The organism is Stutzerimonas stutzeri RCH2 (genome assembly GCF_000327065.1).
GTDB classification, from domain to species: Bacteria; Pseudomonadota; Gammaproteobacteria; order Pseudomonadales; family Pseudomonadaceae; genus Stutzerimonas; species Stutzerimonas stutzeri_AE.
Genome location: NC_019936.1, coordinates 263,467 through 284,519, shown reverse-complemented (window position 1 = coordinate 284,519; position 21,053 = coordinate 263,467). Strand labels below are relative to the sequence as shown.

General features: G+C 63.4%; 18 protein-coding genes. 7 read left to right on the top strand and 11 right to left on the bottom strand.

What is annotated here, in order from left to right; genetic code table 11:
* Positions 1-9: 9 nt before the first annotated feature.
* From trmB to PSEST_RS01310, 4 genes are all read right to left on the bottom strand, one after another.
* A complete protein-coding gene (trmB, locus tag PSEST_RS01325; protein WP_015275278.1) occupies positions 10-726 on the bottom strand; it encodes a tRNA (guanosine(46)-N7)-methyltransferase TrmB in 717 nt (238 codons plus the stop codon).
* 65 nt (positions 727-791) lie between these two features.
* Positions 792-1,586, bottom strand: a complete 795-nt coding sequence (locus tag PSEST_RS01320; RefSeq protein ID WP_015275277.1) for a thiazole synthase — start codon at positions 1,584-1,586, stop codon at positions 792-794.
* A 74-nt stretch (positions 1,587-1,660) separates the two neighbouring features.
* A complete protein-coding gene (gene thiS / locus PSEST_RS01315; RefSeq protein ID WP_256378042.1) occupies positions 1,661-1,876 on the bottom strand; it encodes a sulfur carrier protein ThiS in 216 nt (71 codons plus the stop codon).
* A gap of 73 nt (positions 1,877-1,949) precedes the next feature.
* Positions 1,950-2,324 (bottom strand): DUF423 domain-containing protein, encoded by a 375-nt coding sequence (locus PSEST_RS01310; RefSeq protein WP_015275275.1) that lies wholly within the window; start codon positions 2,322-2,324, stop codon positions 1,950-1,952.
* Between the two features lie 68 nt (positions 2,325-2,392).
* Here PSEST_RS01310 and mtgA point away from each other — a divergent pair, with 68 nt between their 5' ends.
* From mtgA to PSEST_RS01295, 3 genes are all read left to right on the top strand, one after another.
* On the top strand, positions 2,393-3,121 hold the full coding sequence (gene mtgA, locus PSEST_RS01305) for a monofunctional biosynthetic peptidoglycan transglycosylase (RefSeq protein WP_015275274.1): 729 nt from the start codon (positions 2,393-2,395) through the stop codon (positions 3,119-3,121).
* A gap of 120 nt (positions 3,122-3,241) precedes the next feature.
* Positions 3,242-5,170 (top strand): phosphodiesterase DibA, encoded by a 1,929-nt coding sequence (gene dibA, locus PSEST_RS01300; RefSeq protein ID WP_015275273.1) that lies wholly within the window; start codon positions 3,242-3,244, stop codon positions 5,168-5,170.
* A gap of 185 nt (positions 5,171-5,355) precedes the next feature.
* Positions 5,356-7,926 carry a CHASE domain-containing protein gene (locus tag PSEST_RS01295; protein ID WP_015275272.1) on the top strand — a complete coding sequence of 857 codons (2,571 nt, stop codon included), beginning with the start codon at positions 5,356-5,358 and terminating at the stop codon, positions 7,924-7,926.
* 83 nt (positions 7,927-8,009) lie between these two features.
* On the opposite strand, the gene rpoH is transcribed toward PSEST_RS01295, so the two are convergent.
* The 4 genes from rpoH to ftsY all read right to left on the bottom strand — a co-directional run bounded on the left by rpoH (position 8,010) and on the right by ftsY (position 11,941).
* Positions 8,010-8,864, bottom strand: coding sequence for an RNA polymerase sigma factor RpoH (gene rpoH, locus PSEST_RS01290; protein ID WP_015275271.1), 855 nt, complete (start codon positions 8,862-8,864; stop codon positions 8,010-8,012).
* 112 nt (positions 8,865-8,976) lie between these two features.
* Positions 8,977-9,996, bottom strand: a complete 1,020-nt coding sequence (gene ftsX, locus PSEST_RS01285; protein ID WP_015275270.1) for a permease-like cell division protein FtsX — start codon at positions 9,994-9,996, stop codon at positions 8,977-8,979.
* Positions 9,993-10,664: a cell division ATP-binding protein FtsE gene (ftsE, locus tag PSEST_RS01280; protein ID WP_015275269.1), complete on the bottom strand. Its 672-nt coding sequence runs from the start codon at positions 10,662-10,664 to the stop codon at positions 9,993-9,995. The genes ftsX and ftsE overlap by 4 nt, the downstream gene beginning before the upstream one ends.
* Positions 10,661-11,941 (bottom strand): signal recognition particle-docking protein FtsY, encoded by a 1,281-nt coding sequence (gene ftsY / locus PSEST_RS01275; protein ID WP_015275268.1) that lies wholly within the window; start codon positions 11,939-11,941, stop codon positions 10,661-10,663. Before ftsY ends, ftsE begins: the two co-directional genes overlap by 4 nt.
* A 229-nt stretch (positions 11,942-12,170) precedes the next feature.
* On the opposite strand from ftsY, the gene PSEST_RS01270 reads away from it, so the two are divergent.
* The 3 genes from PSEST_RS01270 to rsmD are packed head-to-tail and all read left to right on the top strand — an operon-like array spanning position 12,171 to position 15,671.
* Positions 12,171-13,523 carry a M16 family metallopeptidase gene (locus tag PSEST_RS01270; protein WP_015275267.1) on the top strand — a complete coding sequence of 451 codons (1,353 nt, stop codon included), beginning with the start codon at positions 12,171-12,173 and terminating at the stop codon, positions 13,521-13,523.
* Positions 13,516-15,057, top strand: coding sequence for a M16 family metallopeptidase (locus PSEST_RS01265; RefSeq protein WP_015275266.1), 1,542 nt, complete (start codon positions 13,516-13,518; stop codon positions 15,055-15,057). The genes PSEST_RS01270 and PSEST_RS01265 overlap by 8 nt, the downstream gene beginning before the upstream one ends.
* A complete protein-coding gene (gene rsmD, locus PSEST_RS01260) occupies positions 15,057-15,671 on the top strand; it encodes a 16S rRNA (guanine(966)-N(2))-methyltransferase RsmD (protein WP_015275265.1) in 615 nt (204 codons plus the stop codon). Before PSEST_RS01265 ends, rsmD begins: the two co-directional genes overlap by 1 nt.
* 11 nt (positions 15,672-15,682) lie before the next feature.
* Here rsmD and PSEST_RS01255 read toward each other — a convergent pair whose 3' ends face one another.
* Entirely contained in the window at positions 15,683-16,087 is a 405-nt protein-coding gene (locus PSEST_RS01255; RefSeq protein ID WP_015275264.1) for a hypothetical protein, read from the bottom strand.
* A 173-nt stretch (positions 16,088-16,260) separates the two neighbouring features.
* Between PSEST_RS01255 and PSEST_RS01250 the strand changes: the two genes are divergently transcribed.
* Positions 16,261-17,247, top strand: coding sequence for a hydrolase (locus PSEST_RS01250; protein ID WP_015275263.1), 987 nt, complete (start codon positions 16,261-16,263; stop codon positions 17,245-17,247).
* On the opposite strand, the gene PSEST_RS01245 is transcribed toward PSEST_RS01250, so the two are convergent.
* Together PSEST_RS01245 and PSEST_RS01240 are read right to left on the bottom strand one after the other, a co-directional pair.
* Positions 17,237-18,031, bottom strand: coding sequence for a DUF4434 domain-containing protein (locus tag PSEST_RS01245; protein WP_015275262.1), 795 nt, complete (start codon positions 18,029-18,031; stop codon positions 17,237-17,239). The genes PSEST_RS01250 and PSEST_RS01245 overlap by 11 nt on opposite strands.
* Before the next feature lie 35 nt (positions 18,032-18,066).
* Positions 18,067-21,033 carry an NfrA family protein gene (locus PSEST_RS01240; protein WP_157372360.1) on the bottom strand — a complete coding sequence of 989 codons (2,967 nt, stop codon included), beginning with the start codon at positions 21,031-21,033 and terminating at the stop codon, positions 18,067-18,069.
* Positions 21,034-21,053: the final 20 nt, after the last annotated feature.

Sequence of the window (21,053 nt, the reverse complement as noted above, 5' to 3'; positions counted from 1 at the left end):
CAGTCTCGCTCAGTCGATGCGCTGGAACTTCAGATCCCATACGCCATGGCCGAGTCGCTCACCACGGCGTTCGAACTTGGTTACCGGCCGCTCTGCCGGACGCGGCACGCAGCGCCCGTCCTCAGCCAGATTGCGATAGCCCGGGGCGACATTCATCACCTCGAGCATGTACTCGGCATAGGGCTCCCAGTCGGTCGCCATATGCAGCACGCCGCCAACCTTCAACTTGCTGCGTATCAGCTCGGCGAAGGCCGGCTGCACGATGCGGCGCTTGTGGTGGCGGCTCTTGTGCCATGGGTCCGGAAAGAACAGCAGCACGCGGTCCAGACTGGCATCGGCCACGCAATCGCGCAGCACCTCCAAGGCGTCGCAACTGTAGACCATCACGTTGTTCAATTTCTGTGACAGAAGTCCGCTCAGCAACGCGCCGACGCCGGGTTTATGCACTTCCACGCCGATGAAATCCTGATCCGGCGCCGCTGCGGCCATTTCCAGCGTGGAGTGGCCCATGCCGAAACCGATTTCGAAGGTGCGCGGCGCGCTGCGGCCGAACACCTCGTCGAAGTCGCGCAGACCGTCCTCCAGCGCCAGACCGAACTTCGGCCAGCCTTGCTCCAGACCACGCTGCTGGCCTTCGGTCATGCGCCCGGCACGCATCACGAAACTCTTGATGGTACGGCGGTGCTCGGTTTGCTGCTCTTCGGCCGCGGGGTTCTGCTCTGTCATGGTCTACCTGCGAGAAATAAAAAAGCCGGCCCCAGACGCAAGGTCAGGGCCGGCCACGAATCGTTTCAGCGAATCAGCCCATCCAGCGGCGACGAGGCGCTGGCATAGAGCTTCTTCGGCATGCGGCCGGCGAGATAGGCCAGGCGACCCGCCTCGATGGCGTACTTCATCGCTTCGGCCATCAGCACCGGATTCTGCGCATGGGCGATGGCGCTGTTCATCAGCACCGCTTCGCAGCCCAGCTCCATGGCGATGGTCGCGTCCGAGGCGGTACCGACCCCGGCATCCACCAGCACCGGCACGGTGGCTTCCTCAAGGATGATGCGCAGGTTGTACGGGTTGCAGATGCCCAATCCGGTGCCGATCAGACCGGCCAGCGGCATCACCGCGATGCAGCCCATCTCGGCCAGCTGACGGGCGATGATCGGATCGTCGCTGGTGTACACCATGACGTCGAAACCATCCTTGACCAGCACCTCGGCCGCCTTCAGCGTTTCGATCACGTTGGGGAATAGGGTCTTCTGGTCGGCCAGCACTTCCAGCTTGACCAGCTTGTGACCGTCGAGCAGTTCGCGCGCCAGGCGGCAAGTGCGCACCGCATCCTCGGCGGTGAAGCAGCCGGCGGTGTTCGGCAGGATGGTGTAGCGCTCCGGACTGATCACATCGAGCAGGTTGGGCTCGCCAGGATTCTGGCCGATGTTGGTGCGGCGCACCGCGACGGTAACGATCTCGGCACCGGAGGCCTCGATGGCCGCGCGGGTTTCTTCGAGATCCTTGTACTTGCCGGTGCCTACCAGCAGGCGCGATTGATAGGTGCGACCGGCCAGGATGAAGGGCTTGTTGTTCGGAACTGGGCGCATGGGAGATCCTCGTTCGGACTTGATACAGCGGGCTGGGGCCGTATAGGCGGCATATTCGGGACAGGTGTTACCGGCTAGCCGCCGCCGATGGCATGTACCACCTCGACGTAATCGCCTTCGCTGAGCGCGGTCGACGCGTGCGCACTACGCGGCACGATGTCCCGGTTGAGTTCGACAGCCAGGCGGCGGCCGCTCAGTTCGAGACGTACCAGCAGGTCGGCGACCGTTTCGCCGGCTGGCAGCTCATAGGGTTCGCCATTCAACTGAATCTGCATGCTGTTCGCCGCCATTGCGAAAAGGGGACGGCATTCTAGCCCGAATCACCCACGCGACCAACGCGAAGGCCGCGGCCGTTCGTCCCGGTCAGCCGCGTATGCGCCAGCCGGCCAGCGCCAGGCATAGCCAGCCTGCGAGGAAGGCCGTGCCACCTATCGGCGTGATCATGCCCAGCTTGCCGATCCCGCTCAGGGTCAGCAGATAAAGGCTGCCGGAAAACAACAGGATGCCGGCGGTGAACAGCGCACCGACCGCGTTCAGCAGCCGGCCAGGACGCAACAACGCCAGCAGCGCAACGCCGAACAGCGCCAGCGCATGAATCAGCTGGTACTGCACGCCCGTCTGGAAAACGGCGAGATAGGCAGGGCTGAGCTGACCCCTGAGGCCGTGCGAAGCGAACGCACCAAGCGCGACACCGGTGAAACCGAACACGGCAGCCAGCACGAGATAACAACGAATCATTGCCTTTTCCGGTCGATGGCCCAAGCGGCCGTTATAATGCCCGCTCTTTTCGCCGACGACCAAGTGACATGTTGCGAAACCTGCTGCTGCGCCTGTCCAAACTGCTGCTCTGGCTGATCGGTCTATCGGTGCTGCTGGTACTGCTGTTCCGCTGGGTGCCACCGCCATTCACCGCTTTGATGATCGAGCGCAAGATCGAGTCGTGGCGCACAGGTGAAACTATCGACCTGACGCGAGATTGGCGTCCCTGGCGCGAGCTGCCGGACGATCTGAAGATGGCCGTGATCGCCGCCGAGGATCAGAAATTCGCCGACCACTGGGGCTTCGATGTCGCCGCGATCCGTGCCGCCCTTAGCCACAATGAGCGCGGTGGTTCGCTGCGCGGTGCGAGCACCCTGAGTCAGCAGGTGGCGAAGAACCTGTTCCTCTGGTCGGGTCGCAGCTGGCCACGCAAGGCCCTGGAAGCCTGGTTCACGGGACTGATCGAGCTGTTGTGGCCGAAGCAGCGCATCCTCGAGGTGTATCTCAATAGCGTCGAGTGGGGCGATGGCATCTTCGGCGCGCAGGCCGCGGCGCAGCATCACTTCGGCACTGGCGCGCCGTACCTGTCGACCCGCCAGGCCAGCCTGCTGGCTGCGGTACTGCCCAACCCACGACAATGGAGCGCTGGCAAGCCGAGCAGCTATGTGCACAATCGCGCGGCGTGGATTCGCCAGCAGATGCGCCAGCTGGGTGGCAGCCACTACCTGCAGCGAATCAAACCCGACCACCCGGACTGGTGGCCAAGCTGGCTGTAAGCCGGCATACAAGACGACTGGCGCAGCAGGATGCGGCTCCACCGGTGCAAAACGTACCGCCCGCTCGCCCAGTGCGATGGGGTTTGACTGTGCAGTATTCGATCGGACCCAAGAGCAACGATGAACACATATCTCGTCCGGCTGAGCCTGGGCTATTTCAGCCTGGCCATGCTGTGGATCCTGCTTGGCGACACGCTGGTTAATCATCTGGCCGCGGGCGACAGCCAGGCCTGGCAAATGGGCAAGGGTGCCCTGTTCGTGGCGCTGACCAGCGCGCTGATATTTCTGCTCGGCCGCCAGCATTTTCGCCGCTTCGATGAGCAACAGCGCGCCCAGCATGTGCAGGAAACCAGCCTGAAGCAGGCGGCTGCGGTATTCGACAGCACCCAGGAAGGCGTGCTGGTGACCGATCCCAGGCAGCGCATCGTGCACGTCAATCCGGCCTTCAGCCGTATCACCGGTTACAGCACGGAGGAGGTGCTCGGGCAGACACCGAAACTCTTCGCCTCGGGCAAGCACGACGCAGAGTTCTATCAGCAGATGTGGCTGGCACTAAAGGACAAGGGTGAGTGGAGCGGCGAAATCTGGAACCGCCGCAAAAATGGCGAGGTGTACCCGCAATGGCAGAACCTGCGCTGCATTCATGACAACCAGGGCCAGCTCAGCCATTACGTGGCCGTGTTCTCAGACCTCTCGGCGCTGAAGCGCTCCCGCGAAGAACTCGACCAGCTCGCCCACTACGATCCGCTGGTCAACCTGCCGAACCGCCTGCTGTTTACCGAACGCGCCAAGCAGGACCTCGAGCGCGCGCGCGCCCACAAACGCAGCGGCGCGCTGCTGCTGATCGATCTCGACCATTTCAAGGACATCAACGAGAGCCTTGGCCACAGCCTGGGCGATGCCTTGTTGCAGGCCGTGAGCACGCGCCTGAGCGAGCATCTGGAAAAAGGCATGACACTCGGCCGGCTCGGTGGCGACGAATTCGCCCTGCTCTGCGAAGGCTACGGCGCCGAAAAGGCCACCGCGCTGGCATTACGCATCCTCGACCGCCTCAACGAGTCTTTTCATATCGGTGATCAGGAGCTGTTCAGCAGCGCGAGCATCGGCATCGTGCTCTACCCCTATCCGACTGACGTGCAGAATGCCGAGCAGCTGATGCGCAATGCCGACTCGGCGCTGTTCAAGGCCAAGAGCAGCGGCCGCTCGACCTATGCGTTCTACTCCGAGGAACTGACCAGCCAGGCGCGTCAGCGTGTCGAGCTGGTAACGGCACTGCGACAGGCGCTGGAGCAGGGCCAGCTGCGTCTGCATTACCAGCCGATCTACGATCTGCGGCAGGGCACGATCAGCGGTTTCGAAGCCCTGGTGCGTTGGCAGCACCCGGAAAAAGGTTTGATCGCACCGGGAGTCTTCATCCCGATTGCCGAGGAAACCGGACTTATCAGCGCCATCGATCACTGGGTGCTGGAGCAGGCCTGCAACCAGGCGCGCGAGTGGCTCGGCCAGGGCCATCCGCTCGGATTCATCGCGGTGAACATTTCCAGCCGGCTGTTCGGCAACGGCGAACTCGATCTGCAGGTCGCCACTATTCTCGCCAGAAGCGGCCTGGAGGCTCGTCATCTGGAGCTGGAAATCACCGAAAGCGCGGTGATGCAGGACCCTGATGCCGCGCTGGAGCTGCTGCAGCGCCTGCGCGCACTCGGCGTGCAGCTGGCGATCGACGACTTCGGCACCGGCTATTCGTCCCTTCAGCGCCTCAAGCGCATGAATGTGCATAAGCTGAAGATCGATCAGGGCTTCGTCCGCGGCCTGCCCGACGACCGCGACGACGCAGCCATTACCCGCTCAGTCATCGGCCTGGCGCACAACCTGGGCCTGAAAGTAGTTGCCGAAGGCATCGAGACCGCCGAGCAGGCGGCATTCCTGCTTGCGCAGAACTGCGACTACGGCCAGGGCTATGGCTTTGCCCGTCCGCAGCCTGCCGATGCGATCGACTGGAGCCCCAGCGCACTCTGTCATGGCCAGGCCTGCCGCTCATCCGGACGGTGACGACGGGCGTATATCAATAGGCCATTACCGGAGTTAAGCTGACACAACTTTCCGGGCGAACCTGCCTACCGCACCCGCCCGAAACGACGGCGTTACGGCATACTGGCCCACTTCAGTGACGGACCAGCAGCGGCTGGCTAACCTGCCACTCAACCGATCCACGCACAGCACACCGCAGTGAAGGCATGAGCGATCCCGTGAATCAGCAAAGACCGATCCAGGGTCTCCGGCAGCTCTTCAGCCGACGCAACGGCATCGCCTGGGCGATGCTGCTATTCACCCTGTTGGTGCAACTGGTGGTCTGGCACAACCTGCGCAGCAGCGAGAATCGCGCCGCCGAGCAGCAGTTCGAGATGCTCAGCGAGAAGGTCACCGAAGCGATTCGCAAACGCCTGCGCGACCACGAGCAGATCCTCTTGGGCGGAGCGGGCCTGTTCGATGCCGTCGAGCAGGTCAGCCGCGAGCAATGGCATGCCTATGTCGAACGCTTGCTGCTACCGGACCGTTACCCCGGTATCCAGGGGGTGGGGTTCACCCAGGCCATTCCAGCCGCCTCGCGGGATGCGCATGTTGCGCGCATTCGCGCGCAGGGCTTTCCGGATTACGACATCTACCCGCCCGGCCCACGCGACTTCTATACCTCGATCATCTTTCTCGAGCCCTTCGTCGGCCGCAACCTGGCAGCCTTCGGCTACGACATGTATTCCGAGCCGACCCGCCGGCGTGCCATGCGCCGCGCTGCGCAGCTAGGCGAAACGAGCATCACCGGCAAGGTGACGCTTATGCAGGAGACCCACGGCAAGGTGCAGGCCGGGGTACTGCTTTATGTACCGGTGTACCAGCCAGGCGCGTCGCTGTTGACGCCGAAGCAGCGCATGCAGGCGCTGATCGGCTTCGTCTACAGCCCCTATCGGGTCGAAGACCTGATGCGCGGCATTCTGCGCGCCGCCGATCTGCCACTGGCATTGCATATCTATGCCAGCGACGGCGAGCAGGCCGAACAGCTGATCTATGCATCCAGGGAAACCGTCAGTCCTGACCACTCGCGTTACAGTCAGGTTCAGCAGCTGAACCTCTACGGGCAGACCTGGACACTGCGCCTGGACAGCCTGCCGGAGTTCGACAACCGCTTCCACTCCAACGAGGCATTGGTCATGGCGCTGGGGCTTGGCCTCAGCCTGCTGGTGTTCTTCCTGACCTCGTCGCTGGCGCTGCGTCACAGCCGAGCACAGGCGATGGCCGAGGAGATGACCCGACACATCCGCCAGAGCAGACACGACCTGCGCTTGAGCGAGGAGCGCCTGTCACTGGCGCTCAAAGGAAGTAACGATGGCCTTTGGGATCTCGATCTGGATGCCGGCAGCATGTACGCTTCGCCCCGCGCCTGGGAGATTCTCGGTTACCGCCCCAACGAACTGACCTGCGACCTCAAGCTGTGGGAACGCGTGACTGTTGCCGAAGACCTGGCGCAGCAGAAGGCGCGCCTGGCGCAAACCATGCTGTCCAATGTCGATCACTTCACCACCGAACTGCGCCTGCAGCACAAGCACGGCCACGTCGTACCCGTGTTGCTGCGCGGCTACATCCAGCGCGATGCACAGGGCATGGCGCAACGCATCAGCGGCACGCTGATGGACCTGACCGAGCGCAAGCGCGTCGAGCAGATGAAGAACGACTTCGTGTCCACGGTCAGCCATGAGTTGCGCACCCCACTGACCTCCATCAGCGGCGCGCTTGGCCTGATTGTCGGCGGCGCGCTCGGCAGCGCACCTGCGTCCATGCAACAGATGCTCGAGATCGCCTACCGCAACAGCCTGCGCCTGGGTCATCTGATCAACGACCTGCTGGACATGGAGAAGATCGCCGCCGGCAAGATGTCCTTCGAACTGCGCGAGCACTCCCTTGGCGATCTGCTCGAGGAATCACTGGCAAGCAATCAGGCGCTGTGCGAGCAGCACGGCATACGTTGCAGCCTCGATCACCCGGTCGACGTGCTCGTCTGGGTAGACGGTATGCGCCTGCAACAGGTCCTCGGCAATTTTCTGTCCAATGCCGTCAAGTTCACCCCGCAGGGTGGCGAGATCCGCCTGCACAGCAGTCTGCGTGGACCACGGGTACGCATCAGCGTCACCGACCAGGGCCCGGGCATTCCCGAGGCGTTTCGCTCGCGCGTATTCGAGAAGTTCGCCCAGGCAGACGCATCCGATAGCCGGCAGAAGTCCGGTACCGGTCTCGGCCTTGCGATCACCAAGGAGCTGATCGAGCGCATGGGTGGTACGGTCGGCTTCGATTGCCCTCCCGGCCAGGGCACTACCTTCTGGTGCGAGCTTCCGATTCAGCAATTGGCCAGCGAAACAGACAGCCGCGACGACCTGCCGCGCATCCTGGTAGTCGAGGACGAGCCGGATACCGGGCGCCTGCTGCATATGATGCTGCGCGAAGGCGGTTACGGCGTGGAGCGCGTCCAGAGCCTGCACCAGGCTCGAGAAAAGCTCGCTGCTGGCCGTTACGAGGCCATGACGCTCGACCTGCACCTTCCCGACGGCAGCGGCATGCAGCTGATCGATGAGCTGCGCGAAAAGCCGGCCATGCAGAACCTGCCTATCGTCGTCATTTCCGCGGCACATCAGTTCGACCAGGCGCAGTTCCCCGAGCGGATCGTCTGGCTGCACAAGCCGATTACCAACGTCCAGCTGCTGACGGCAGTAGAGAAAGCGCGAGACAACGTTCGCCAAGCCAATAGCGGGAAGGCCTAGGCGGCACCCGTGGTGAACGGCGGGCAACAAAAAACGCGGGAGCCAATGGCATCCCGCGTTTCGCTTTTCTACGCTGCCGCGCGTCAGGCCTGAATCGAGCCCTTGAGTTTGTTCATCGCATTCTTTTCCAGCTGACGAATGCGCTCGGCCGACACGTTGTACTTGGCCGCCAAGTCATGCAGGGTGGCCTTGTCCTCGTTCAGCCAGCGCTGCTGGAGAATGTCCCGGCTGCGCTCATCAAGACCCTCGAGCGCCGTATGCAGACTGGAAGTGGAGCTGTCGCTCCAGTCGGCATCTTCCAGCTGACGGGCCGGGTCGTAGCGATGATCTTCCAGATAATGCGCCGGCGACTGGTACGCGCTGTCGTCGTCGGCATCAGCCGCCGGATCGAAGGCCATGTCGTGGCCGGTCAGACGGCTTTCCATCTCGCGCACTTCATGCGGCTCGACGCCCAGGCTATCAGCCACGGCGGTCACTTCATCGTTGTTCAGCCAGGCCAGACGCTTCTTCTGGCTGCGCAGATTGAAGAACAGCTTGCGCTGCGCCTTGGTGGTCGCGACCTTGACGATGCGCCAGTTGCGCAGGATGAACTCGTGAATCTCGGCGCGAATCCAGTGCACGGCGAACGACACCAACCGCACGCCCATCTCCGGATTGAAACGCTTGACCGCCTTCATCAAGCCGACGTTGCCTTCCTGGATAAGGTCGGCCTGGGCCAGTCCGTAGCCGGAGTAGCTGCGAGCGATATGAACGACGAAACGCAGGTGCGCCAGCACCATTTGCCGGGCTGCTTCGAGATCCTGATGATAAAAGAGGCGCCCGGCCAGCTCGCGCTCCTGCTCGACGGTGAGCAGCGGGAGGCTGTTCACGGTCTGCACGTAGGCCTCGAGATTGGCTCCCGGGACTAGCGCTTGAACAGGTTGCAGAGTAGTTGTCATGCAGTACCTCCAATGACGAAGCTGCAGCAGTTTAGCATTGCCGCATGAGACTGCAAGCCTGTGGAAAAGTTCCACAGGGGACCTGTCAAGTCATTGTTATTAAAGGAGTTTTTTATCGAGGAGCAAGTTCACTGAGGTGCCTCGCAACAGCCAGCCAGGCGCCTATGTATCCGAGCAGCACGGCACCGATCACCAGCGACAGTGCATCACCAGCCGGAACGCCTTCCAGACCGAAATCGCTGCCGTAGAGACCGGCCAGACTCACCACCGCCTCGTTCAGCCAACCCAAGCCGTAAGCCAGCAGCAGCCAGGCGATCAGCCCCGCGCCCAGCCCGTAAATGGCGCCCATGTAAAGGAAAGGCCGGCGCACGTAACCGTCGGTGCCGCCGACCAGCTTGACCACCTCGATCTCGGTGCGGCGGTTCTCGATATGCAGGCGAATGGTGTTGCCGATCACCAGCAGCAGCGTGGCGATCAGCAACAGGGTCAGACCGAAGACGAAGCGGTCGCCGAGCTTGAGAATCGCCGTCAGACGTTCGACCCAGAGCAGATCCAGCTGGGCCTGCTGCACGCCAGGCAGCTCGGCCAGCTGCAGGCGCAGCGCTTCGAGCTTGTCCTTGTCGACTTCATTGGGCGTCACCACGATCACGCCCGGCAGCGGATTCTCCGGCAGTTCCTTGAGCGCTTCGCCGAGTCCGGAAAGCTGCTGAAACTCTTCCAGAGCCTGCTCACGGCTGACCCAGTCCGCCGTTGCCACATCTGGCATGTCGGCGACCTCGTCGCGCAAGCGCTCACCCGCACCTGCGTCCACATCCAGTTGCATGAACAGGGAAATCTGCGCTGCGCGCTGCCAGGAGCCGCCAAGTCGCTCGACATTGTCCAGCAGCAACGCCAGGCCCATCGGCAGGCTCAGCGCCACGGCCATCACCAGGCAGGTGAAGAAGCTGCCGATCGGCTGCTTGAGCAGACGACCGAGGCTGTCGACCAGGCTGGCCCGGTGGCTTTCCAGCCAGGCGTGGAACAACGTCTTGAAGTCCGGCTCGTCACTATGCGGTTGCTCGGGCTTCTTCACCGAGCCACCGACACGCTCGGCCGTGCTCGGGGTGGTCTTGGGATTGCGTTCGCTGCTCATCGGCTGGCCTCCCCATCACCGATCAGGCGACCGCGCTGCAGGGTCAGCATGCGATGACGCATCCGCGCGATCAGCGCCAGGTCGTGACTGGCGATCAGAACGGTGGTGCCGAGGCGATTGATGTCTTCGAAAACGCCCATGATCTCCGCCGCCAGCCGCGGGTCGAGGTTGCCGGTAGGTTCGTCCGCCAGCAGCAGGGCCGGGCGATGTACCACGGCGCGGGCGATGCCGACACGCTGCTGCTGACCGGTGGAAAGATCGGCCGGGTACTGCAGCGCCTTGTCCTTGAGGCTGACGCGCTCGAGCGCGGTCATCACCCGCTGGCCGATCTCGCGCTTGTTGAGCCCGAGAATCTGCAGCGGCAGGCCGACGTTATCGAACACGGTTCGATCGAACAGCAGCTGATGGTTCTGGAACACCACGCCGATCTGCCGGCGCAGGAACGGAATCTGCGAATTGGTGATCCGCGACAGATCCTGCCCGGCCAGCAGCAGCTTGCCGCTGGTAGGGCGCTCCATAGCCAGCAGCAGGCGCAGCAGTGTGCTTTTACCGGCGCCGGAGTGGCCGGTGACGAAGAGGAATTCGCCGCGACGCACCTGGAAGGAAAGCTCGTGCAACCCGACGTGGCCGTTGGGATAGCGTTTGCCGACCTGTTCGAAACGGATCATGCGTCTTCCCGCTGAGCGAAAAGCGCTTTGACGAAGGCATCGGCCTCGAAGGTGCGCAGATCGTCGATCCCCTCGCCCACACCGATGTAACGGATCGGCGTGCCGAACTGCTTGGCCAGGGCGAAGATGACCCCGCCCTTGGCGGTGCCATCGAGCTTGGTCAACACCAGGCCGGTCAACTCGACCGATTGATTGAACTGCCGGGTCTGGTTGATGGCGTTCTGGCCGGTGCCGGCGTCGAGCACCAGCAGCACTTCATGGGGGGCGGAATCGTCGAGCTTGCCCATCACCCGACGGACCTTCTTCAGCTCCTCCATCAGGTTGTCCTTGGTATGCAGACGGCCCGCGGTGTCAGCGATCAGCACGTCGATGCCACGCGCCTTGGCGGCCTGCACGGCATCGAAGATCACCGAGGCGGAGTCGGCGCCGGTGTGCTGGGCGATCACCGGAATGCTGTTGCGCTCGCCCCATACCTGCAGCTGCTCGACCGCCGCGGCGCGGAAGGTGTCGCCGGCGGCGAGCATGACTTTCTTGCCTTCGAGCTGCAGCTTCTTGGCCAGCTTGCCGATCGTGGTGGTCTTGCCGACGCCATTAACGCCAACCACAAGGATCACGTAGGGGCGCTTGCCGCTGTCGACCACGAGCGGTTGCTCGACAGGCTTGAGCAGGCCAGCGAGCTCTTCCTGCAGTGCCGTGTAGAGCGCGCCGCTGTCGGCCAGCTCCTTGCGCGACACACGCCGGGTGAGGTTCTGCATGATCGCGGTGGTCGCCTCGACACCGACGTCGGCGGTGAGCAAACGGGTTTCCAGCTCGTCGAGCAGGTCGTCGTCGATGGCCTTCTTGCCGAGAAACAGGCTGGCCATGCCTTCGCCGATACTGGAGCTGGTCTTGGACAGACCCTGCTTGAGGCGCGCGAAGAAGCCGAGCTTGGCCGGCGCTTGGGCGGGCGCAGCCGCCACTACCGGCACAGGTGCAATTACCAGCTCTGGCTCTGGCTCTGGCTCTGGCTCTGGCTCTGGCTCTGGCTCTGGCTCTGGCTCTGGCTCTGGGAGTATTTCGGCTTCGACTGCCCGCTCGGACAATACCGCAGGGGCATCGATTACCGGCTGTTCGATTTCGGTCTCAGGCTGCTCGGCATGCGGCAGGCTGTCTTCCTGCGGCTCGGCGGCGGGCTGCTCGGCCACCGGCTGCTGCGGCTTCTTGCGCAGCCAGCCAAACAGGCCTTTCTTTTCACCGGGCTCGGCCGGCGTCTTCTTGTCGTCGTTGGAACCAAACATGGAGAAGGTATTCTCAAGGGTGCGATACGCCGGCAGCCACGCTGCCGGCCAAACGGGCTCTATCCTAGCACCTCGCAAAGCGGGTGCGCTAAGCACGGACTCCTCTATCAGGGCCGGTTAGGCAGCGGATATCCCGGCTTTGCCTGATCCGCACGCACCAGTACCATGGCTGCCGTGTTGCCGCCCTGCCAGTCTGCCGTGGCGGACACCAACTGGACGAGTCCCGACTATGCCTCTGATGTTACGCCGCGCCGCCGCCCTGCTGCTCGGAGCGCTTTATCTGCCCCTGCTGGCAGCAGCAGACAACCAGCCAACCCACGAGTTCTTCCTCGACAACGGGCTGAAAGTGATCGTTCGCGAGGACCATCGCGCCCCCGTGGTGGTGTCACAGCTCTGGTACAAGGTTGGCTCCAGCTACGAGACGGCTGGCCAGACCGGCCTCTCCCACGCCCTCGAGCACATGATGTTCAAGGGCAGCCGCAAGCTCGATGCCGGCGAAGCCTCGCGCATCCTGCGCGAGCTTGGCGCCGAGGAAAATGCCTTCACCAGCGACGACTACACCGCCTACTACCAGGTCCTGGCACGTGACCGCCTGGCCGTGGCCTTCGAGCTCGAAGCCGACCGCCTGGCCAGCCTCAAGCTGCCGCCGGAAGAGTTCGCCCGCGAGATCGAGGTGATCAAGGAAGAACGTCGCCTGCGCACGGACGACAAGCCCAGCTCGCTGGCCTATGAGCGCTTCAAGACCATCGCCTACCCCGCCAGCGGCTACCGCAACCCGACCATTGGCTGGATGGCCGACCTCAACCGCATGCAGGCCGACGAGCTGCGCGCCTGGTACGAACAGTGGTACGCACCGAACAACGCTACCCTGGTGGTGGTCGGCGACGTGACCGCCGATGAGGTCCGCGGGCTGGCCGAGCGCTTCTTCGGCGCCATCGAGAAACGTGAAGTACCGGCAGCCAAGCGCCCGCTGGAACTGGCCGAACCGGGCGAACGGCGCCTCAGGCTGCACGTGAAGACGCAGCTGCCGACGCTGATGATGGCCTTCAATACGCCGAGCCTGGCGACCGAGGAGAACGCCCGCCAGGTCCATGCGCTGCGGTTGATCTCTGCCCTGCTCGACGGTGGCTACAGCGCGCGTCTGCCAGAGCGGCTGGAGCGCGGCGAAGAATTGGTCACCAGCGCCTCGGCCTGGTACGACGCCTATGCCCGTGGCGACAGCCTGTTCGTCCTCAGCGCCGCACCGAACATGCAGAAGGGCCGTACGCTGGAAGAAGTCGAAGCCGGCCTCTGGCAGGAACTAGATGCGCTCAAGCAGAGCCCTCCGTCGGCAGACGAGCTCGAGCGCGTGCGTGCTCAGGTCATCGCCGGCCTGGTCTACGAGCGTGACTCCATCACCCAGCAGGCCACCACCATCGGCAAGCTGGAAACCGTCGGGCTTTCCTGGCGCCTGATGGACGAGGAGCTGAATGCCTTGGAAGCCGTCACGCCCGAAGACATCCAGCAGGCCGCCAGCACCTACTTCACCCGCTCCCGCCTGAGCGTCGCCCATGTACTGCCCGAGGAAGCCCGTGATGAATGATTTCAGTGCCCTGCGCAATGGCCTGCTCGGCCTGCTGCTGGTGGCCAGTTTCGGGCTTGCGGGCTGCGATGAAGGCTCCAAGGCCCTGCCCCAACCCGGCGAACCGGTGAAGCAGGACGTCGCGCGCGAAGCCGCCCAGCCGGCCGTGCCGACCGAGGAACCCGCAACGTCTGAGAAGCCACGCCTGGAGTCGCTTGCCGAGCTCGGCGACCAGCCGCTCGCCCGGCGCAAGCTGGACATCCAGAGCTGGCAAACCGCAGAGGGCGCCAAGGTACTGTTCGTCGAGGCTCGCGAGCTGCCGATGTTCGACCTGCGCCTGACCTTTTCCGCCGGCAGCAGCCAGGATGGCGAAGTACCCGGCCTGGCGCTGCTGACCAACGCCATGCTCAACGAGGGTGTCGAGGGCAAGGATGTCAGCGCCATCGCTCGCGGCTTCGAAGGCCTCGGCGCCGACTTCGGCAACGGTTCCTACCGCGACATGGCGGTGGTCAGCCTGCGCAGCCTGAGCGCGCCGGACAAGCGTGAGCCGGCCCTGGCGCTGTTCAATCAGGTCATCGGGCAGCCGACCTTCCCGGCCGACTCGCTGCAACGGATCAAGAACCAGCTGCTCGCCGGCTTCGAATTCCAGAAGCAGAACCCCGGCAAGCTGGCCAGCCTGGAGCTGTTCGAGCAGCTCTATGGCGACCACCCCTACGCGCACCCGAGCGAAGGCACGCCAGAGTCGGTGCCCGGGATCAGCGTCGAGCAGCTACGCGAATTTCACGCCCGTGCCTATGCGGCAGGCAATGCGGTGATCGCGCTGGTCGGCGACCTTTCCCGTGAAGAAGCCGAAGCACTCGCTGCCGAAGTTTCCGCAGCCCTGCCAGAAGGCCCAGCGCTGCCCGCAACGCCGACGCCCAAGGCACCCGTGGCCGGCAAGCACCATATCGACTTCCCGTCCAACCAGAGCCACCTGATGCTGGCCCAGCTCGGCATCCCGCGCGGTCACCCGGACTACGCAGCGCTGTACCTGGGCAATCAGATCCTCGGTGGTGGCGGTTTCGGTACGCGGCTGATGGAAGAGGTGCGCGAGAAGCGCGGCCTGACCTACGGCATCTATTCCGGCTTCAGCCCGATGCGCGCCGAAGGGCCATTCATGATCAGCATGCAGACCCGTGCCGAACTCACCGACGGTGCGCTGGAACTGGTGCAGCAGCTGGTCCGCGACTATCTCGCCGAGGGCCCCAGCGAGGCCGAACTGCAGCGCAGCAAACGCGAAATCGCCGGCAGCTTCCCGCTGTCCACCGCCAGCAACGCCGACATCGTCGGTCAGCTCGGCAGCATCGGCTTCTACGACCTGCCGCTGACCTACCTGGAGGATTTCATGGGCGAGGTGCAGGCGCTGACCGTCGAACAGGTCAAGACGGCGATGAACAAACACCTGCAGGAAGATGCCTTCGTCATCGTCACCGCCGGCCCCAGCGTCGAACAACAACCGCTGCCGCCGCCCACCGATAAACCAGTCGAACAGCCCAGCGGCGTTCCGGAGCACTGATGGCCAATCCACCCATTCGACCCGGCGCCCACGGCGGCCAGGGCCAGTTGCGCATCATCGGTGGCGAATGGCGCTCGCGCCGCTTCAGCTTCCCCGATGCCGAGGGCCTGCGGCCGACGCCGGACCGGGTGCGCGAAACCCTGTTCAACTGGATCGCACCGTACCTCTCCGGCGCACGGGTGCTCGACCCGTTCACCGGCAGTGGCGCGATCTATCTCGAGGCGCTGTCACGCGGCGCCAGCATGGCCCTGGCGCTGGACGTGAACGCCAACGCCATCGCCAGCTTGCGCAAGCATCTGGATACGCTCAACTGCGGCCATGGCCAGTTGCTGCAGAGCGATGCCCTGCGCTACCTGGATACGCAGTCGCCGACACCCTTCGACCTGGTATTCCTCGACCCGCCATTCAACAAGAACCTGCTGCAGCCGGCCTGCGAGCTGCTGGAAACGAAAGGCTGGCTGGCCGAACACGCCTGGATCTACACGGAAAGCGAAGCGGTGCCCTCCAGCCTCGGCCTGCCAGGCAACTGGCGACTGCACCGGGAAAAGAAAGCCGGCAAGGTGCATTACGCGCTATGGGAGCGCAGCGTGCCGTCCGGCTCCGCCTCGAGCTGAAGCCGAAGGCCTCAATAGAAATCGACGGTCTGACCGTTGCAATCGAAGGCGAGAAAGCGGCCGATATTGCCGGTCTCGATGGCGCTGACCATCATCTTCAGCGGCTGCTCGGCGTCATCGGCGTTCGGCGTAATGCCGCCCTGCCCCGGCAGCGCGGCGGCGAACAGCAGGTCCCAGGCCACCCCGGTGCGCGCGGATTCGTCGCGCAACGCGGCGAAGTCGCTCAGCTCCTCGGGCAGCTTGTCGACGCAGAGCACCGGCTTCAGCGAGCCGCCGGCGTTTTCCTCGAAGCGCTGGCGCTCGGCCTCGGTGGCATCGTCCGGCAGTTCGGCACTGACGAAAACGAACAGCAGCCGCTGAGGTTCGCGCTCCTCGCGCGCAGCGGCCAGCAGTTGATCGAAGGGGGTTGGCATCATGGGCAGGGTTCCGGATAAGGCTATCGCGTCACTGTCCACCGCTTAAGCGGTCCTGACCATATCCCTAAAGGCATAAGTCGCCGAGCGGCAGGCACCATTCAAGGCCTGCATCGTGCTTTTCTTCCTGGCGCCGACGCTCTAACGTCAGGCCAAACAGAGGAACCCGAGCGATCGTGCCCGACACCTTCCAACCCGCCTGGTGGCTCCCCGGAGCGCACCTGCAGACCCTATGGAACCCGTTCTTTCGCAAGCCGCCGCGTCTTGAGCGCCAGCGCGAACGGCTGTGGCTGGCCGATGGCGACTTCATCGACCTGGACTGGCACGGCCCGCATGAAGCAACGGCGCCACTGGTGCTGGTGTTGCACGGGCTGACCGGCTCATCGAATTCGCTTTACGTGCTTGGACTGCAGCAGCAGCTGGCGGCGCGCGGCTGGGCCAGCGTTGCCATCAACTGGCGCGGTTGCTCGGGCGAGCCCAACCTGCTGCCGCGCGCCTATCATTCCGGCGCCAGCGACGATCTCGCCGAAGTGATCGGGCATCTGCAGGCATCCCGGCCGCTGGCGCCGCTGTATGCGGTGGGTTACTCGCTAGGAGGCAACGTACTGCTCAAGTATCTCGGCGAAACGGCAGCCAGTAGTCCGCTGCGCAAAGCGGTGGCAGTGTCCGTGCCGTTCCGCCTGGACCAGTGCGCCGACCGTATCGGCCTCGGCTTCTCCCGCATCTACCAGGCGCATTTCATGAAAGCGATGGTCGCCTATGTGAAGGACAAGCAACAGCGCTTCCAGCGCGAGGGCCTGCAGGAGCACCTCGGTGCGCTGCAGAGCCTCGGGCCACTGCACGGCATGCGTACCTTCTGGGACTTCGATGGCCGCTTCACCGCGCCACTGCATGGCTACAGCGACGCCCAGGACTACTACCGCCGCGCCTCCAGCCGCTACTACCTGCCGACGATCACGACGCCAACCCTGCTGATCCAGGCCGAGGACGATCCTTTCGTATTCCGCCACAGCGTGCCGGATGCGGCCGAGCTGTCCGCCACCACGACCCTCGAACTGCACCCCCGCGGCGGGCATGTCGGCTTTATCGAAGGCTCGCCACGGCGGCCGCGATACTACCTGGAGCAGCGGATTCCGCAGTGGCTGGCGGAAGCTACGGCGTAGCCCTTAGCAGGGCAGCGCCCCATGGCATATAGCGCAACGAAAAAACTGCTGACGGGTGGCACGACGAATAACGCTGTGGATCAGCCGGAACGGCTGTAAACGGCTCATTACCGACGCTAGTTCGTCTGAACGCCTCACTAACGATTCCCGTCTCGCAGGACAAGGCCTGCACGTACGCCGTTCTCACCAGCGTTGGCAATTCCGCGACCCCAACGCCATCCTGCCACCAGACCATCGCTCCGACGCCATGCAGCTCATCCAACCACCGAGCATTTGCCGCTGGGGCCAGCTGGCCGGTGCTATATGCACTTAGTTGTAACGGCTGCTGCAGGTGCTGCATCAGGCCGTTTAGTTGTTCGAGTAGATCCTTGCGACGACCCTGATCGTTAAACGTCCGGTCAGACAGTTCGGCAGGGAGGTACCACGCATCGGCGACCACGCCCTCACTTAACAATAGACGCTGCTGTAACAGCGTTTGATCGAACAACTGTTTCCAGTAGCGCGATAGCCTGGAGAGGTCGTTGAGTCGCGAAAAATAGTCAGGGTCTTGATAGAGCCCCACCACAAGTCCAAGCCCTGCCTGTCGTGCCTGGCGCAACGCGTTGCGCAGCCAGCCATGATCACCACCGAAATCCTCGTCGCCATAACGGGTCCATTGAACGATGACTCGATCAAATCCGTGCGCTTTGCTCTGCCGCCAGATTTCAGCCCACTGATCCGGCTCAACAACCGCATCGCTGGTCTGCGGTTGGTAGAAAAGTGCATCAGCAGCCACGCCGCGCATTACACAACTCAGCAGAATTCCAATGAGCAAACGCCTCACAATGCCAACTCGATGCCGATCTGCAGGCCGTTGGCACGCTCGTATAGGTTCCCACCCAGAGCCTGTTGATACTCCACACTCATGCTAAGCCGACGGCGGTAGGCGTTATAGCGGTCATCATCGAACCAAAGCTGCCAGCGCAGGCCCGCACCGACCCGCAGATCCTGTTGGCGGTCCTGCTCGGTGCCTTGGCCGACCAGATACGGGCTCAGCGTCTGGGCTGAGGAGGTGGGCAACTTGAATGCATGACCACGAGTGAACCTCGTTACCAGCAAGCGCTCCGACTCGTCCACCCACCAAGCGGCGTCCAGGTACAACGAGCGCTCCGGCCAGTGGTTCTGGTCCACGCGCCAATCATTCCGATACTCACCCTGATCAAGGAAGGAAGCACTGGCGCGAAGCATCAGATCATTGTCAGCAACGCGCTTGTCTTCCCTAAAGAATTCGCCGTAGAGATTCAGATTGATCGACTGGAACGGCATATAGCGCAACCCTACCCCTCCGCCGACTGTATCCAGCGCATCGCCGTCCTTACCGGAAGCCATGATTCGACCGTAAGCCGAAAGCCTGTTCGCCAACGGGCCGTCCAGGGGGTGATCCAAAAGGACACCATGGGAAAACTCATCGTTTCGACGCTGTCCTGCACTGCGCCTTACACCATCTGGCGACCAGCTGGTAGCGAGACTGAGGCGATTGCGGCGCTCCAGGCTCTCGTGTTGCCGCCGCGCTGCGAAACGCTGAGCTTCCGCTGAAGCCTCGACAGGCAACAAGTCGATGCTACGGCGGAGTTGCGCGCGCGCTTCTTCGGGTTCTCCCGTCTCGATGAGGCGAAAGGCAAGCGCCTGCGCCAGATCGGTACTCTCCGGCAACAACCTGGCAGCCTTGCTAAGCGGAGCAACCGCCTGGGCACGTTCCACTGGCGTGGCTGCGGCGGCCAGGCGCATTCCATATTCCTGCAGAAACAGGCCATTCTCCGGGGCGAGTTCGGTCGCGCGACGCAGCCATTGCATCCCGAGCTCTTCCCGGCCAGCGCGGAATGCAACCACAGCACCCTGATAGTAATCCGCTGGCTGCTCACCCAACGCCTGCGCCTGACGGTATCGCTCCAGAGCTTCGTCGTCACGTCCACGGCCTTCGGAGATCAAAGCGCCCAGTCTCCAGCCTTCCGACGTGAGCGATTGCGCGTCTTGCCAATGCTGCTCGGCGGCATCCAGGTGACCGAGTGTCAAAGCGACACGAGACAACGCCAGATGCGCTTCGATGTCGAGTTCGTCAGCCGGCATGGAGTTCCACTGAGCATAGGCATCCTCAGGAAGCCCAGCCGCTGCTAACGCATAGGCCAATTGCCCCCGGCTCTGAACGTCCCCTGCGCCGGCCGCGAGCTGGAGATAGACCACAGCCTGCCCAGGCTGTTGGGGAAGCGAACAAACGCCCAGCGCACGCAATTCATCGACGTCCGTCGGCGCGTTGACCGGCAATTGCGCAACAACGCCACAACGCCCTTCCGCCGCAAGCGCCCCGTACAGTCGACCACGAGCCGAAGGCGGCAACTGCTTGGCGAACTCGTCGAGCTGCGAGACTTTCAGATCCGGGGCCTGCACGTAGAGGTCAACCAGGCGACTCAACAGAGGTTCCGGCAATTCGCCGCGACGCCGCCAAACATCCGTGAGAAAAGCACGTGCTTCTACCGGTCGATCCGCCTGCAGCCATAGGAAGCTGGCCAGATCGGCCGAACGGAGCTCTCCTGTCGCACGGTAATGCTCTCGCCATTCGCTTGCCGCGGCACTCTTGTCACCGATGGACTGAGCAATCTGCGCCAGTCGCGCAGTGCGTCGTGGTGACGGTGCCTGCTGCTGCAACCAATCGCGGGCTTTCACAAACTCGTTACGGGGTAGCCACCGGGCCAGCAGGTAGTCCTGCCGCTGCGTGTTCCACGGCTCGGGCAGGATCGCCGACATCAGTGCATGTTCCGCCTCGAGGCGCTGAGCCAGAATGAGCCAATGACGCGGATCTGTTGCTGGGGAACAATCACCAAGCGCCTCGCGGGCCAGCTGCGGCGCCGCAACCGATAGCCACTCGATTGATTCCAGACATGGCCGATCCAAACGGACGGCCAGCTCCGCGGCCAAGGCCACGTCACCGTCGTCACGCGCAGCCTGTAGCAGCAGCGCCCGCTGCGGCATCGAGAGTGCTTGCGCCCTTTCCAAAGGCAGGAGCAGCTGTTTGGCCTGCCTAGCCTGGCCTTGGCCTATCGCCCGTTCGGCTGCTGACAGCCGCACGCTAACGCCATCCTCATTCGACGGCGCGGACTGCAGATAAGCAGGCAATCTGTCGTTGTCGGTCATTACATAGGCGAGGCCAAGGCGACGCCAGCTGTCGGCAGGCAACACCCCATCCGCAGCCAACGGCTCCAAGTCGCTAATTACCGCCATCCATTGCTCTGCCTGCTCGGCGAAGACCGCTCTCTCTAACAGCGCGGTAACGGTCAGCTCGCTGGCGGGTCGCCCCTGCAGCCAACGAAGGGCAGCAACGGGACCGTGCAGTTCATGCAGCCGCTGTGCATAGCTTCGCAGCATCTGCTCGCGCTGAGCTGCGTCTGCTTCCTCAGCCAACCAACCTTCCACAATCGCGGCCGAGAGATCTCCTTGGTTGATCCAGTTCAAACGCAATGACTGCACAAGCGCAGCCTGATCCCCTGGCGGCAAGGAAGCCGCCATATCCAGCGCCTCTTCGTACCGCCCTTGCTGGTCAAGCGCTTGCACAACTATCACACGCGCTTCGATGACATGCGGAGAGATCTCATCGAGTACGTGGCGCGCAAGCTTCTCTGCCTCGACAGGCTCATCATTACGTAGCGCCTGATAGGCCTTGTCGATGAATGGGTAGCTGCGAAAGCGCTGCACCTCGCTAAGCGGATTGCCTTGCGCAGCCAGAGCTGAAATCGGTCCGAGCAGCAGCGCCATCGCAATACTCTTCACTACTG